The sequence below is a fragment of the Geothrix oryzae genome (genome assembly GCF_030295385.1).
GTDB classification, from domain to species: Bacteria; Acidobacteriota; Holophagae; order Holophagales; family Holophagaceae; genus Geothrix; species Geothrix oryzae.
In genome coordinates, this window is sequence record NZ_AP027079.1 from 2,656,649 (window position 1) to 2,669,842 (window position 13,194).

Below are 13,194 nucleotides of genomic sequence, written 5' to 3' on the forward strand. Positions count from 1 at the left end.
GGGGTTCTGGAGGTGATCCATGAGCCTGTCGAATCCGCTTCTGCTTCCCCTGCCCCTGACGCACCATGCCCGGAGAAGGATGGATGGCCGCCGCATCCCCAGCGAAGCCGTGGAGGCGGTTTTGGCCTATGGCCGGGCGGTCTGGGCGCGGGGGGCGCAGATCTACGCCCTGGGCAGGAAGGAGGTCGAGCGGGCCTCCCGGCGCGGGCTGGATCTCCGGCCCTTCGCGGGCCTCCAGGTCGTCTGCGCGGCCAACGGCGATGTGCTGACGGTCTACCGGAACCACGACTTCAAGCCGCTTCGGAGGTCGGCATGAGCCTCCTCCTCGAGGTGAAGCCGTTGGCGCAGGAGCCCCGGAGCGGAACCTGGCAGGGCTGGTGGCGGCACGGCCTCCGGGAAGGTCACGAGGCGCTCAGCCTCACCATCGCAAGCGGCCGGGTTCGGGGCGCGGGCCAGGATCAAGACGGGCGTTTCTCCCTGGAGGGCGAGGTCCGTCCCGACGGCACCGCCACGCTTACCAAGCGCTACACCCAGCCCCTGGTGGCCGTTCCCTCCGGCTTGGCCTATCAGGGCCAGTGGAACGGCCGGGTCATCCGGGGCACCTGGGCGGATGAGGCCTCGGTCTGCGGCCGCGGTCCGTTCCTCTTGTGGCCAAGCAGCGAAGAACGCCGTGCCCCGGCCACGGACCCGGCCCACCTTCCGCGCCCGCTCACTTCCTGAGGTAGCGCTTCACATCCTTGACCACGGGACCCACGACCAGGACCGCCTGCTGGATCTTCTCGGTGGACACGCTGAAGCGGATCGCCCAGCTCCGCAGATCGTAGGGCTGATGGACATTGATCCGCTCCTGCAACTCAGGCTGGCGGATCGCCAGATCGACGGACACGGAACCTCCTGGGGATGGGGACCCGGCGGGGGCGGGGGATCCCGGCCGAGTTCCCTGCATGGCGGATCCTAGGGCCCTCTCCCGGGATCGACCGAGGCCTTTCCCCGAACGGTCGTTTTCGGCGCCCGAACGGACGCGCCCGGCGGCCCGGGTTCGCCAGGGTGGGCCGTTTGCGCCACCCGGTGGGGTTCCCGGGGCCTTCCACGGTTGAAGTCGTGTTTACATACCGTTCATGGAAAGGTATTGGCCACTGCCCCGGCTGGGCTCACAACCAAGGTCGCGCTCCGGGTTCGCCGGGGTCGACCATGAGGAAGGCGGGGAGTCATCGATCCCCTGGTCCCACCTGTTCCCCCTGGCGAAGAACTGGCGGGCGATGGGCGTCTGCTATGCCCTCTGGGTCGGCTCTCTGTTGTACAGCCACTGGACCTCCACCCGCATCGAATCCGGGTGGATCTGGGCCAGTGCCTTCTCCACGCCCCTCCTCCATGTCACGGCCTTCGCCCTCTTCGCCCCGCTGCCCTGGATCCTGCCCAGCCGGCTGCGCTCCCCATGGAACTTCGTGCTGGGGTTCGTCCTTTCGATCATAGGCTGCGAGCTGATATCGGCCCTTCTCCCGCTCATGGACGGTTGGCTATTCACCCAGGCGCAGATCAAGTTCGACGGGGCCAAACTCATGCTGATCTACACCGGGCTGGTGGGCCCGGCGATGATGGTGGTGGGGGGGCTCGTCGCGGCCAGGGCCCGATCCGAAGAGCTGCGCCAGGCTTCCGAGACCGAAGCCCGGATCGCCAAGAACCAGCTGCTCCAGAGCCAGGTGCACCCTCATGTGCTGTTCAACGCTTTGAACGGCCTGGTGGAGCTCGTCCACAAGGATTCCGGAGCCGCCGAAACGGCCATCCGGCACCTGTCCGACCTGCTTCGTCGCCTCCTCCTGGCCTCGGAGCACAGCCGCCTGCCCCTGGGGGAGGAGCGGAAGATCATTTCCGATTTCCTCGCGCTGGAGGCCATCCGGTTGGGAAGCCGGCTCCGGGTCGCCTGGGAGTGGGACGAGGCCCTGGATGCGATCGAGCTACCGCCCCTTCTCCTGCAGCCCCTGGTGGAAAACGCCATCAAGCACGGCATCGCGCCCAGCATCCCGGGCGGAGAGCTCATCGTTCGAGCCCGGGCCGAGGCTGGAGCCCTCTCCCTGGAAGTCTGGAATTCCGGGGAGCCCTTCCGCGACGGCGGGATAGGGGCCGGCATCGGCCTGAGGAACCTGCGCTCCCGCCTGGCCTTGAACTTCGGTTCCGGCGCCAGCTTGTCCCTCGGCGCTTCGGGCCAGGGCACGCTGGCCTGCCTCCGCTTGGCGGCAACCCTAGTAGAATTTCCCCATGGATCCACTGAAAGTCCTAGTCGTCGATGACGAGCCCCTGGCCCGAGAGCGGCTCGCTCGGCTCCTCCGGGAAGCCGGCTGCACCATCACGGGCGAGCTCGAAAATGGCGTAGCCCTGCTCCAGTGGCTGAAGGCGTCGAATAAGACAGGAGTGGATGCCATCTTCCTGGACATCCAGATGCCCGGTCTCAGCGGCATGGAGGTCCTAGCCAAGATCCCGGACGGCCCGCCCGTGGTCTTCGTCACGGCCTTCTCGTCCTACGCGGTGCGCGCCTTCGAGCTGGCGGCCGCGGACTACCTGCTCAAGCCGGTGTTCGAGGACCGCCTCGAGGCCTGCCTGCAGCGCCTCCGCGAGCAGCTCGTGCGGCGCCTCAGCCCCTCCGAGTTGAGGGCCCTCCTGCTGCCTCCCGCGCGGTTTCCCATCCGGGTGAAAGACGGCGAGATCTACATGGAGCTGGAGGTCGTCACCCACTTCGAGCTGGAGCACGACCGCGTGTGGGCCTGCCGGGGGGCCAGCCGCTATCTGACGCGGTGGACCGCCCTGTCCGAGGTGGAGCAGGCCTTCCCCGACGACGGCTTGCTGCGGATCCAGCGCCACCTCCTGCTCCGCCCGCGGATGGTCAGGGGCATCCGCCCGGCCTCGGTGGGGCGCATCAAGGTGATGGTGGCGCCCAGGGTGGAGCTGACCGTCAGCCGAGCCATGACCCCGCGGGCAAAGGAATGCATCCGGCCCTGAACGCGTGCTGGTCCTCAGCTGCGGATCCACACGGCGCAGCCTCATCCCGACCACGAAGAAGGGGGCCGACGGCCCCCTTCTTCATTCGGCAACCGACTGACTACTTCTTCTTGCCCTTGGGGGCGGCCTTCTTCGCGACCTTGGGCTTCGCCGTCTTGGCGGCCTTCGAGGCCTTGAAGCTCATGGACTTCGAGGCGGCGATCTTGATGGGGGCGCCGGTCTGGGGGTTGCGGCCCGTGCGCGCCTTGCGGGTCTTCTGGCTGAAGGTGCCGAAGCCGACCAGCGTGACCTTGCCACCCTTGCCGACATGGCCGGCGATGGATTCAAGGAAGCAGCCGATGGCAGCAGCGGCGGCGGCCTTCGTGATGTCGGCAGTCTTGGCGACGGCTTCGACGAGTTCAGCCTTGGTGAGGTTCTCGGCCATGTTGCTGGCCTCCTGAATGAAAGCGCCATCGGGCGCTGGTGGGGTTTCCGCTTGGATAGTGCCTCAATTTCGCGCCAGTGCAAGTCAAGAAAAGCGTCTCTCTTTCAGAACCCCCGGGGGTTCCCCCGGGATCGGGTTTCTCCGGCGCCCCGAAAAACCCATCGGAATCAAGGGCCCTCCCCCCGGCGAGCCGGCCGCCGAGGATCCCTTAAACTCGCTACAGGCCTGGGTTTCAGCCCCTCGGCATCGGGGATCCGACGGGAGCGGGGACCGGGGCAGGCCCCTTCATGACCCGCCTCCACCCCCAGCCCAGGGCCCCGGCCAGCAACAGCCAGCCGATGGGGGACCGGGCCGCGATGCGGAGGTCCTGCCAGGATGGCAGGGCCCCGAAGAGCAGGTTCGCCAGGAGGAACACCACACCCGCTTCGGGCCAGCCCAGAGCGGGGTGCCCGCCCAACCGCCACGCGAAGAGCCCGTAGGCCGCGGGTAGCAGCAGGAGCGGCGCCAAGCCGATGAAGAAGGCGTTGTACCAGCGCAGGTTCGCCAGGGCCACGGAGCCCAGCACGAAGCCGCGGCCTTCGCGCCGCGGGAGCACGGTGAAGCGGACGGGCCGGCCGTGGAGCAGGTGGCCCACGGTCCAATGACAGAGCTCATGGCAGATCGTCCCGGGCAGCACCAGCAGGGAGAAGAGCCAGAAGGAGCGCCGGGCCTGGTTCAACAGCCAGAGCACCCCGGCCGTGCCCGCCAGGTAGGCCAGCGCCGGGCCGTGCCCCCCCATCGTCCATCCCCAGGCCTGGTCCATGCCCGTCGCCTCCCGGGTCCATTGGACCATCCCCGGGCCTCACCTCAACCCGTGCGCCGCCTTGAAGGACGGCCATTCGCCCTTGAGGCGGATGAAGGCCTCGACATCCGGACACAGGAGGAAGGGATTGGTCTCGCGCTCCCAGGCCAGGGTGGAGCTGGGGCGGGCGCCGTAATCGTGGCCGGGCCAGAGGGTCGCGTGGGCCGGCCATTCCCGGAGCAGGCGCTGGAGGCTGTCCCACTCGGTGCGGGCCTCGCGGTCACCTGGGGTGCCACCCACCTTCCCCACGAACAGCAGGTCGCCGGTGAGGCCCGCGGCCAGGCCACCCGCCCGGCTCCCGGCGGGGCCATCTGTCCGGCTCCCGGCGGGGCCCTCCACCAGGAAGGCCAGGTGGTCCGGGCAGTGGCCGGGCACCTGCCATACGCCGAGCCGCCAGGCTCCGAGGGGGATCTCCGCCCCATCCTCCAGCACCCGGTCCAGGGGGCCGGGATGGCCGGGCCCTCCCCACACCGGCGCCCCGGTGAGGACCTGGGCCTCAGCATTGCCGTTGCTGTGGTCCGCATGGCCGTGGGTGTTCAGGATGGCCGTGATCCGGAGCCCCTGGGCCTTCGCCCGGGCCACGAGGGCCCCGGGATCGTAGGAGGGATCGACCAGGATTCCCTCCCCCACCGTCCGGTCCCCCAGGAGGTAGCCGAAGTTCCGGTCCCCGCCCACCCGCACCTGCTCGAAGACGAACCGCATGGGGCCTCCTCGGGATGTCCCTGGCCGAAGCGCCATTGTCCCACTCGCCTCCGGGAACGCCCGCCCCCTGATCGGCATCCAACCCTGCATCCGGAGGATCTGCCCATGCTCAAGAGAAAGATAGGGCTGGCGGTGGCGGTCGCGGTGGCCCTGGCCGGCGCGGCCGTGGCTCTCCCCCACCGGAGCACCCATTCCGCCCCACCCGATCGCGAGGTACAGGTGAACGCTCCCAAGAAGCCCACCCCGGAGGCCCTCCGGCAGAAGCTCACGCCCATGCAGTTCCATGTCACCCAGGAGGCGGGCACCGAGCCGCCCTTCCGGAACGAGTACTGGAACGAGCACCGGGAGGGCGTCTATGTCGATGTGGTGAGCGGGAAGCCCCTGTTCTCCTCCAAGGACAAGTTCGACTCCGGCTGCGGCTGGCCCAGCTTCACGAAGCCCCTGGAGGGCGAGGATGTGGTCGAGAAGCGGGATGTCAGCGCCGGGATGGTCCGCACCGAGGTGCGGTCCAAGGAGGCTGATTCCCACCTGGGCCATGTGTTCGACGACGGCCCGAAGGATCGCGGCGGCCTCCGCTACTGCATCAACAGCGCCTCCCTGCGCTTCGTCCCGATCGAGGACCTGGAGAAGCAGGGGCTGGGCGCCTTCCTGCCCCTGTTCGGGAAGGCCGCCGCCAAGGCCGACCCGGCGCCGGCGGGCGAGGAGGTCGCCACCCTGGCCGGCGGCTGCTTCTGGGGCATGGAGGACCTGCTGCGCCGACAGCCCGGCGTCACGGCCATCGAGGTGGGCTACACCGGCGGGAAGGTCCCCAACGCCACCTACGAGAACCACGAGGGCCATGCCGAGGCCGTCCAGATCCGCTTCGACCCCTCGAAGACCACCTTCGAGGCGCTGCTGCGCTTCTTCTTCCGCATGCACGATCCCACCACGCTGAACCGTCAGGGCAACGACCTGGGCACCTCTTACCGCAGCGCCATCTTCTACCACTCGGAGGCCCAGCGGCAGACTGCGGAGCGCGTGAAGGCCGAGGTGGACGCCAGCGGCAAGTGGAAGCGCCCCATCGTCACCGAGATCACCGCCGCGGGCCCCTGGTGGAAGGCCGAGGACTACCACCAGGACTACCTCGTGAAACATCCCGGCGGCTACACCTGCCACTTCGTGCGGGACTGAGGGCCTGTGGCATCCTTGTCCTCCAGGCCGGCCGCGAGGCCTGGCTGGAGTCTGGAGCCCCTCATGCCGAGCGAGCACCCCCTGGAAGACCGGCCCGACCTCCATGCCGTGGTCGAGGCCCTGGCCCTGGCCGCCACGGCGCTGACGGACATGCCCCTGGGGCGACGGGAATTCCCGTCCCGCACCATCCTGGGGGGCCTCGTGGAGGAGCTGCGCGCCCTGCTCTTCCCGGGCTATTTCGGCGCGTCCGAGCTGAAGGCCGAGACCCTGCACTACCACCTGGGCGCCCGCATGGACCGGGTGCTGATCGGCCTTGGCGACCAGATCCAGCGGGGCCTCATGGCTTCCGATCCCACCTGCGGAAACTGCCGGGAGCGGGCCCTGGACCTGGCACGGGCCTTCCTCGCCCGGCTGCCCGAGGTGCGCCGCCTCCTCGCCACGGACATCCAGGCGGGCTTCGAGGGCGACCCGGCGGCCACCAGCCCCGATGAAGTCCTGTTCTGCTACCCCGGCCTGATGGCCATCACCAGCCAGCGCCTGGCCCACGAACTGCTGAAGCTGAAGGTGCCTCTGCTGCCGCGCATGATCACGGAGCACGCCCACAGCCTCACGGGCATCGACATCCACCCCGGCGCCGAGATCGGCGAGCGGTTCTTCATTGACCACGGCACGGGCGTGGTCATCGGCGAGACCTGCATCATCGGCCGCAATGTGCGGATCTACCAGGGCGTGACGCTCGGCGCCAAGAGCTTCCCCCTGGATGCCGAGGGCCACCCCGTCAAGGGCGTCCCCCGCCATCCGGTGGTGGAGGACGATGTGATCATCTACTCCAATGCCACCGTCCTGGGCCGCATCACCCTCGGCAAGGGGTCGGCCATCGGCGGCAATGTCTGGCTCACCCGCAGCGTGCCGCCGGGCAGCGTCATCACCCAGGCCAACGAGAAGGACGGGATGCCCTCATGACCACGCTCCTGCGCTTCCTCTTCTCGGCCATCGGCCTGCTGGTCGCTTGCTCCTTCGTGCCCGGGCTGGGTCACGGGTCCTTCCTGGACCTCCTGATCGTGGCCGTGATCCTGGCGGCCCTGAACACCACCGTCGGCAGCCTCCTCAAGGTCATCGCCTTCGTGCCCATGGCCTGCTCCCTCGGTTGCTTCAGCCTCGTCATCAACGGCCTGGTCTTCTGGCTCGCTGGCGCCCTCTCTTCCCGGCTGGGCCTGACCTTCACGGTGAGCGGCTTCTGGGCGGGCTTCTTCGGCGCCCTGGTCACCAGCCTCGTCGCCTCCGTCCTCGGCGCCCTCTTCATCCCCAAGGACCGTCAGCGCCCCCAGGGGCCGTCCCCATCCATCAAGGTCGTGAACTGAAAAGCCTTCATCCGCGGAGATCGCGGAGGACACAGAGGGCAGCGGGAATGGCCTGGCTCCGAATGAAGGGGAGGTCGGTCCCGCAAGTCGGGTCAGGGCACCTCCACGCCCCCTTCGGTTGACTTTCCTTGGTCCTTTTCCAGGAGCGCCCGCACGGCGGCCTCGGCCGCCAGCCGCAGGGCTTCGGCATCGGGATGGGCGTGGGATTCCAGCGGCGCGCCCATCGTGATGCGGTAGAGGCCGCCCCGCGTGCGCCAGGTCCCCTTGGGCAGGATGTCCGGCCCGCCGTGGATGGCGAAGGGCACCACCGGAACGCCGGCCTCGAAGGCCAGGGCGAAGGCGCCCTTCTTGAAGGGCAGCAGGCGGCCATCGCGGCTGCGGGTGCCTTCGGGGAAGGCCACGATGGCCTGCCCCGCACGGATGCGGGCGGCGGCGTCCTCCAGACTGCGCAAGGCGGCCGCGCGGTTACTGCGGTCGATGAAGATGAACCCCGCCAGCCAGATCACCCAACCCAGGAAGGGCACCCCCGCCAGCTCCCGCTTGGCCACGAACACGGGATGGCAGGGCAGCGTGGAGATCATCAGGGGGGGATCGAACAGCGAAGTGTGGTTGCCGATGAAGACCGCCGGGCGGGTGCCGTTGCGGAACGCTTCGGGAAGATCCTCCCAGCCCGCCAGTTCGCGGCGGATGCCGAAGGCCCGGGCGGTGCCGCGGATGTAGCGGGGCGCCACGATCCAGAAGGCCCGCCGGCCGCCGAGGAAGGGCGCCAGCAAGAAGCACAGGCAAACGGCCAGGGCCAGGGCCAGGGCACCGAAGACCCAGACCAGGGCCGGTCGAAGGAAGGGGCGGATGGGCATGCCTACTGCGGCAGCAACGAGACATCCTTCAGGCGCACGGGATACTGCGGCACGCCGCTCTGGCCCTTGCGCCATTCCGTCTTCACCTTCTCGATCTTGTCCACGGCCTCCATGCCCGAGACCACGCGGCCGAAGACGCAGTAGCCGTAGCCTTCATCGGTCAGGTCGCGGTGATCCAGGCTCTTGTTGTCCACGGTGTTGATGTAGAACTGGGCCGTGGCGCTGTGGGGCGAGCCCGTGCGGGCCATGGCCACGGTGCCCCGGGTGTTCTTCAGGCCGGCCCGGAAGGTCTGGGGCGCCTCGTTGAGGATGGGCTCCCGCAGGGGCTTTTCATCCAGGTTCTCCAGCAGACCACCGCCCTGGACCATGAAACCGTCGATGACCCGGTGGAAGATGGTGCCCTTGTAGTGGCCGTCCTTCACATACTGCAGGAAGTTCGCCACGGTCTTGGGCGCCAGCTCCGGCTCCAGTTCGAGGACGACCGGCCCGTAACTGGTGAGCAACTGCACCCGCGGCTTGGCCACGGGGGCCGGAGCGGGAACTGGGGTAGCGGCCGGAGCAGCGGCCGGCGCCTGGACGGGCGCCTGAGCGGCCAGGGACATGGCGAAGGACAGACAGAGCAGCAGACGGGACACGAAAACTCCTGGGGCTTCCCTTCATTCTGCCGCGAATGGCCGGGAAGTCCCCATTCCCGAAAACGAAGCCCTCGGCGGGCAGCCCTCGACCGGAGGCACCGCCTGCCGGCAAGGCAGGGGCCAGGGGGAACGCAGAGGCCGCTATCGGCCGGGCGGTTACCCCTGGGGTATCGTAGTCCCATGCCCTTCATGGACCTCCCCCCCTGGCTCCTGAGTCTTCTCCTGGCGCCATTCGGCCTGATCTTCGGCTCGTTTTCCAATGTGCTCATCCACCGGCTGCCCCAGGAGGCGCCGGAGGATCGCAATGTGGTGACCAGGGCCAGCCACTGCCCCGCCTGCAAAGCGAAGATCAAGCCCTGGCACAATGTCCCGCTCTTCGGGTGGCTGTGGCTGCGCGGGAAATGCGCCGCCTGCGGCTGGCGCATCCCCGTGCGCTACCCGCTGGTGGAGGTGCTGGGCGGCCTGATCCTGGGCGGCGCCCACTGGTTCTTCCCCTTCGGAACGCTCATCTGGTTCAAGGCCGTGATCTGCGCCTACGCGCTGGTCGTGCTGTTCTTCACGGACTTCACCGAGATGATCCTGCCGGACGCCATCCAGTTCCCCCTCATGGCCCTCGGGGTGCTCTGCGCCCTGCCCCAGCTGGCCTGGCCCGAGACCCTCCTGAAAGTCTGGGACCGCCAGGACACCCTCATCCAGGCTCTGGCCTTCCACAACGGCCTTCAGCCCGCCCCCGCCTTCCGCGGCTTCGAGGCCGCCGTCACCTGGCAGGCCAGCCTCCTGGGCCTGGTGATCGGCTACGGCGGTCCCGCCCTGCTCAACCAGATCTATAAATGGATCCGCAAGACCGACGGCCTGGGCATGGGCGACTTCAAGATGCTGGCCTGGCTGGGCGCCTTCTGGGGCTGGGGCCCCATGCTGGGCATCCTCTTCCTGGGCGCGGGCCTCGGCGCGGCCGTGGGCGTGCCTCTCGTGCTCCTGCGCCGCGGCTCCGACCAGACCGTCTCGGGCCAGACCATGCTGCCCTTCGGCTGCTTCCTGGCGCTCGCCACGCCGGTGGTGGTGTTCTTCGGGCGGGCCCTGTGGCTCGGGTACCTGGGGTGGGTGGGCTGACCGCCTCGCGGGGACCTGGGGCTGGCGGGCCGGCCTCCACCCCTGGCATGGTGGTCATCCGCCCCTCCTTTCGGGACCTCCTCCACAGGACACCATGCCCCCTCCCCCCCGCGGTATCCCGGTCGTTGACGACCTCGGTCTGGGCCTCCAGGCAAACTCCGGTCGAGGGGTCAACAAGGACGGCTCCTTCAATGTGCGCCGCCGGGGCCTGCCCCGCTTCCGCTTCTACGAGCTCTACCACCACCTCATCACCATGGGCTGGGCCCCCTTCCTGGGGCTCCTGCTCCTGGCCTTCGTCGTCACCAACGCCCTCTTCGCCCTCCTCTACCTGGGCATCGGGATGGAGCACTTCACCCGCCCCGGCGGCGAAACGCTCCCCGACCGGATTCAGGACGCCTTCTTCTTCAGCGCCCAGACGCTCACCACCGTGGGCTACGGGCACATCAGCCCCAAGGGCACCCTCGCCAACACCGCCGCGGCGATGGAATCCCTGCTGGGCCTCCTCAGCTTCGCCCTGGCCACGGGCCTCCTCTACGGACGGTTCTCCCGGCCCCAGGCCTGCCTGCGGTTCAGCGCCCAGGCCGTGGTGGCCACCTACGGGCCGATCACCGGCTTCATGTTCCGCCTCGTCAACATGCGCAGCAACCAGCTCATCGAGGTGGAGGCCGCGGTCAGCCTCTCCTTTGAAGATCCGGGCTCCCGCCAGCGCCGCTTCATGAACCTTTCGCTGGAGCGGGCCAAGATCAACCTCTTCCCCTCCAGTTGGACCGTGGTACATCCCATCGATGAGGCGAGCCCCCTGCAGGGGATGACCGCCGAGGACCTGCGCCGGGCCAGGGCCGAATTCATCGTCCTCATCAAGGCCTTCGACGACACCTTCTCGCAGACCATCTACGCCCGCACCTCCTACACCGCGGAGGAGGTCCGGTGGGGCGCCCGGTTCAAACCCATGCTCTTCGCCGCCGCCGATGGGATGACCGAAATGGATGTGACGCAGCTGGATGCCCTGGAGGAACCAGGGTCGGCGGGACACGGCTGACCGGGCCGGTGGGGATTCGACCTGCGGCGGCCCTCACGCCCCCTGGCTCAGCTCCATCAGCACGCCGCCGGTTTCCGCCGGATGGATGAAGGCCACGCGGCAGCCGTGGGCGCCGTTCCGCGGGGCCTGGTCGATCATGCGCACGCCCTTGGCGAGCAGCTGCGCCACGGCCGCGTCGATGTCGTCCACCTCGAAGCAGACATGGTGGATGCCGGGGCCGCGCTTCGCCAGGAACTTGCCGATGGGCCCCTCGGGGTCGGTGCTCTCCAGGAATTCCAGGGTGCTCTCGCCCACGGGGAAGAAGGCCGTCTTCACCTTCTGCTCGGCCACCTCCTCCGCGTGGTCCGCCGCCATGTCGAAGAGGCGTGCCATGCGCGCCATGGCCTCGTCCAGACCCGGCGTCGCGATGCCCAAATGGTTGATGCGGAGCAGGTGCATGGGATCCCCCGGAAACAGTGTAGGCCTGAGGCCCCACTAGATCGCGGGGTGCTTTCCCGAGGAGCGGGGGAAGACCTCCTTCGCACACTCGGGACAGATGCCGTGGGTGAACTCGGCGTCGGTGTGCTCGTTGAGATAGGTCTCGATCTGGTTCCAGTAGCCCTTGTCATCCCGGATCTTTTTGCAGTGGCTGCAGATGGGCAGCATGCCGCCCAGGGTCTTCACTTCCGTCAGCAGGTTCCGCAGATTCTCGTGGACCACCTGCTGCCGCCGCCAGGCACGGTGCATCAGCCAGGACGCCACCAGGGTCAGGCAGGTGAACAGGGCCACTTCCGTGAGTTCCTGAACGGCCTCCCGCCACCAGCCCGCCAGGTAGTCCTGCTCGGCCAGCCCCACCAGGACAAAGAAGGGCTGGCCCGTCACCCTGCGGATGGCGAAGGTGCGCTGGACATGGTCAAAGGGGGTGCGGGCCCGGTAGATGCCCGTGCTCCGGCCGGACTGGGCGAAGGCCGAGAACTCCGACGAGATGACCTTCTGGCCGACCCCGGTGCCGGCAGCCACGGGCTCAGGGTGGCGGGCGATCAGTTCCAGTTCCAGGTTCCGGAGCGCGACCGAACCATGCGGCCCCACATCCAGAGAGGAGAACGCCTGGCTGAACTGATCCAGAGCAATCACCGCATGGACCATGCCGGCGAAGCTGTGATCGGGGCGCTCCAGGCGCCGGGCCAGGATGATCACCCAGGTGCCGGTGAGCCTTCCGAAAATGGGTTTGGAGATCACCACCCCGGCTTCTGGAATGTCCCGGAGCTGGATGAAATGTTCGCGATCCGCCACGCTGACGCGGGTGCCGCCTCCGAGACCACTCCCATGGTCGATCATCCCCGTGGCATCGGTGGTGCGGAGGGCCAGCAACCCCGGCACCCGTTCGTGCTGCCGCCGGATGAACGCATCCAGATCGCGGCGACCCCCCTTGGGGTTCGCAGCGGATCGCTCGACCTCGTCCTTCACGGCCCAGACCGCGACATCGGCCCTGCTGAAGGTGTCGGCCACATAGCGATCGAGGACCTGGGCCAGGTTCTGGCCCGTGACGATGGCCCGTTCCTGGTGATTGCGCCAGCTCTGCCTGAGCGAGACCACCGCCATCAGGATGACGAACAGGTTGAGGATCAGGATCCCCGCACCCAGCCGGATCAGAAAGGGCCTGGTGGCGAAGGGTGAATCGAGATCGACCGGGTGGGCGTCCATGAGGTCCGCGGTGGAAAGACTTCCTGGAGATCCTACTGGAGTCTGGTCTCCACCCCTCGGAATCAGTGCTGGCAGGCCGGGGCCGGCCCCAAGGTCACCCGGCCGTCCGCCAGGTTGATCTTTCCCTTCTGGCCGAGGAAGGCCAGCACGCCGTCGAAGTCGAAGGAATCCCCGTGGCAGTTGTGGTAGACGGGATCGGGCCCGTGGACGGCGAGGGCGGCGGTCCGGAGATCCTCGACGGAGACGGCTCCGCCGCGCTCCATCACCAGGGACAGCAGGTCGTGGCCGTAAAGGGGATCGGACATGGGGATCTCCAGTTCAGGAGTAATGACTCCTGAATCAAGTCTAGCCCAAGGCGGGGTGATCCGGGTCACGCCC

18 protein-coding genes are annotated in these 13,194 nt (G+C 68.4%); 9 read left to right on the plus strand and 9 right to left on the minus strand.

Annotated elements, in window-relative coordinates; translation table 11 throughout:
• The first annotated feature begins 19 nt into the window (after window positions 1-19).
• Window positions 20-316 (plus strand): DUF4258 domain-containing protein, encoded by a 297-nt coding sequence (locus tag QUD34_RS12170; RefSeq protein ID WP_286353978.1) that lies wholly within the window; start codon window positions 20-22, stop codon window positions 314-316.
• Window positions 313-720 carry a hypothetical protein gene (locus QUD34_RS12175; RefSeq protein WP_286353979.1) on the plus strand — a complete coding sequence of 136 codons (408 nt, stop codon included), beginning with the start codon at window positions 313-315 and terminating at the stop codon, window positions 718-720. The genes QUD34_RS12170 and QUD34_RS12175 overlap by 4 nt, the downstream gene beginning before the upstream one ends.
• Here the strand turns inward: QUD34_RS12175 and QUD34_RS12180 are convergent.
• Window positions 710-886: a DUF3606 domain-containing protein gene (locus QUD34_RS12180; protein WP_286353980.1), complete on the minus strand. Its 177-nt coding sequence runs from the start codon at window positions 884-886 to the stop codon at window positions 710-712. The two genes, QUD34_RS12175 and QUD34_RS12180, sit on opposite strands and share 11 nt — an antisense overlap.
• Window positions 887-1,259: 373 nt before the next feature.
• Between QUD34_RS12180 and QUD34_RS12185 the strand changes: the two genes are divergently transcribed.
• The gene (locus QUD34_RS12185; protein ID WP_286353981.1) at window positions 1,260-2,288 is read left to right on the plus strand and encodes a sensor histidine kinase; all 1,029 of its coding nucleotides are present in this window, start codon (window positions 1,260-1,262) and stop codon (window positions 2,286-2,288) included.
• Window positions 2,257-2,994: a LytR/AlgR family response regulator transcription factor gene (locus QUD34_RS12190; RefSeq protein ID WP_286353982.1), complete on the plus strand. Its 738-nt coding sequence runs from the start codon at window positions 2,257-2,259 to the stop codon at window positions 2,992-2,994. Before QUD34_RS12185 ends, QUD34_RS12190 begins: the two co-directional genes overlap by 32 nt.
• A gap of 100 nt (window positions 2,995-3,094) precedes the next feature.
• On the opposite strand, the gene QUD34_RS12195 is transcribed toward QUD34_RS12190, so the two are convergent.
• The 3 genes from QUD34_RS12195 to QUD34_RS12205 form a co-directional block, all read right to left on the minus strand.
• Window positions 3,095-3,418, minus strand: a complete 324-nt coding sequence (locus QUD34_RS12195; RefSeq protein ID WP_286353983.1) for an HU family DNA-binding protein — start codon at window positions 3,416-3,418, stop codon at window positions 3,095-3,097.
• Between the two features lie 232 nt (window positions 3,419-3,650).
• The gene (locus QUD34_RS12200; protein WP_286353984.1) at window positions 3,651-4,250 is read right to left on the minus strand and encodes a hypothetical protein; all 600 of its coding nucleotides are present in this window, start codon (window positions 4,248-4,250) and stop codon (window positions 3,651-3,653) included.
• Window positions 4,251-4,259: 9 nt separating this feature from the next.
• A complete protein-coding gene (locus QUD34_RS12205; protein WP_286353985.1) occupies window positions 4,260-4,961 on the minus strand; it encodes an MBL fold metallo-hydrolase in 702 nt (233 codons plus the stop codon).
• A gap of 105 nt (window positions 4,962-5,066) precedes the next feature.
• On the opposite strand from QUD34_RS12205, the gene QUD34_RS12210 reads away from it, so the two are divergent.
• The 3 genes from QUD34_RS12210 to QUD34_RS12220 all read left to right on the plus strand — a co-directional run bounded on the left by QUD34_RS12210 (window position 5,067) and on the right by QUD34_RS12220 (window position 7,492).
• The gene (locus tag QUD34_RS12210) at window positions 5,067-6,131 is read left to right on the plus strand and encodes a bifunctional methionine sulfoxide reductase B/A protein (RefSeq protein ID WP_286353986.1); all 1,065 of its coding nucleotides are present in this window, start codon (window positions 5,067-5,069) and stop codon (window positions 6,129-6,131) included.
• A gap of 63 nt (window positions 6,132-6,194) precedes the next feature.
• Window positions 6,195-7,094 (plus strand): serine O-acetyltransferase EpsC, encoded by a 900-nt coding sequence (gene epsC / locus QUD34_RS12215; protein WP_286353987.1) that lies wholly within the window; start codon window positions 6,195-6,197, stop codon window positions 7,092-7,094.
• The gene (locus QUD34_RS12220) at window positions 7,091-7,492 is read left to right on the plus strand and encodes a phage holin family protein (RefSeq protein ID WP_286353988.1); all 402 of its coding nucleotides are present in this window, start codon (window positions 7,091-7,093) and stop codon (window positions 7,490-7,492) included. The genes epsC and QUD34_RS12220 overlap by 4 nt, the downstream gene beginning before the upstream one ends.
• A 92-nt stretch (window positions 7,493-7,584) precedes the next feature.
• Here the strand turns inward: QUD34_RS12220 and QUD34_RS12225 are convergent, their stop codons facing one another.
• Both QUD34_RS12225 and QUD34_RS12230 read right to left on the minus strand, forming a co-directional pair.
• Window positions 7,585-8,349, minus strand: coding sequence for a lysophospholipid acyltransferase family protein (locus QUD34_RS12225; protein WP_286353989.1), 765 nt, complete (start codon window positions 8,347-8,349; stop codon window positions 7,585-7,587).
• A gap of 2 nt (window positions 8,350-8,351) precedes the next feature.
• Entirely contained in the window at window positions 8,352-8,984 is a 633-nt protein-coding gene (locus tag QUD34_RS12230) for a peptidylprolyl isomerase (protein ID WP_286353990.1), read from the minus strand.
• Window positions 8,985-9,164: 180 nt separating this feature from the next.
• Between QUD34_RS12230 and QUD34_RS12235 the strand changes: the two genes are divergently transcribed.
• Window positions 9,165-10,094 (plus strand): prepilin peptidase, encoded by a 930-nt coding sequence (locus QUD34_RS12235; protein ID WP_286353991.1) that lies wholly within the window; start codon window positions 9,165-9,167, stop codon window positions 10,092-10,094.
• A gap of 94 nt (window positions 10,095-10,188) precedes the next feature.
• Complete coding sequence (locus QUD34_RS12240) at window positions 10,189-11,133, plus strand: ion channel (RefSeq protein WP_286353992.1); 945 nt, start codon at window positions 10,189-10,191, stop codon at window positions 11,131-11,133.
• A gap of 33 nt (window positions 11,134-11,166) precedes the next feature.
• On the opposite strand, the gene mce is transcribed toward QUD34_RS12240, so the two are convergent.
• The 3 genes from mce to QUD34_RS12255 form a co-directional block, all read right to left on the minus strand.
• Complete coding sequence (gene mce / locus QUD34_RS12245) at window positions 11,167-11,571, minus strand: methylmalonyl-CoA epimerase (protein WP_286353993.1); 405 nt, start codon at window positions 11,569-11,571, stop codon at window positions 11,167-11,169.
• A 36-nt stretch (window positions 11,572-11,607) separates the two neighbouring features.
• Window positions 11,608-12,816: a PDC sensor domain-containing protein gene (locus QUD34_RS12250; RefSeq protein ID WP_286353994.1), complete on the minus strand. Its 1,209-nt coding sequence runs from the start codon at window positions 12,814-12,816 to the stop codon at window positions 11,608-11,610.
• 62 nt (window positions 12,817-12,878) lie between these two features.
• Window positions 12,879-13,121, minus strand: coding sequence for a DUF2492 family protein (locus QUD34_RS12255; protein ID WP_286353995.1), 243 nt, complete (start codon window positions 13,119-13,121; stop codon window positions 12,879-12,881).
• Window positions 13,122-13,194: the final 73 nt, after the last annotated feature.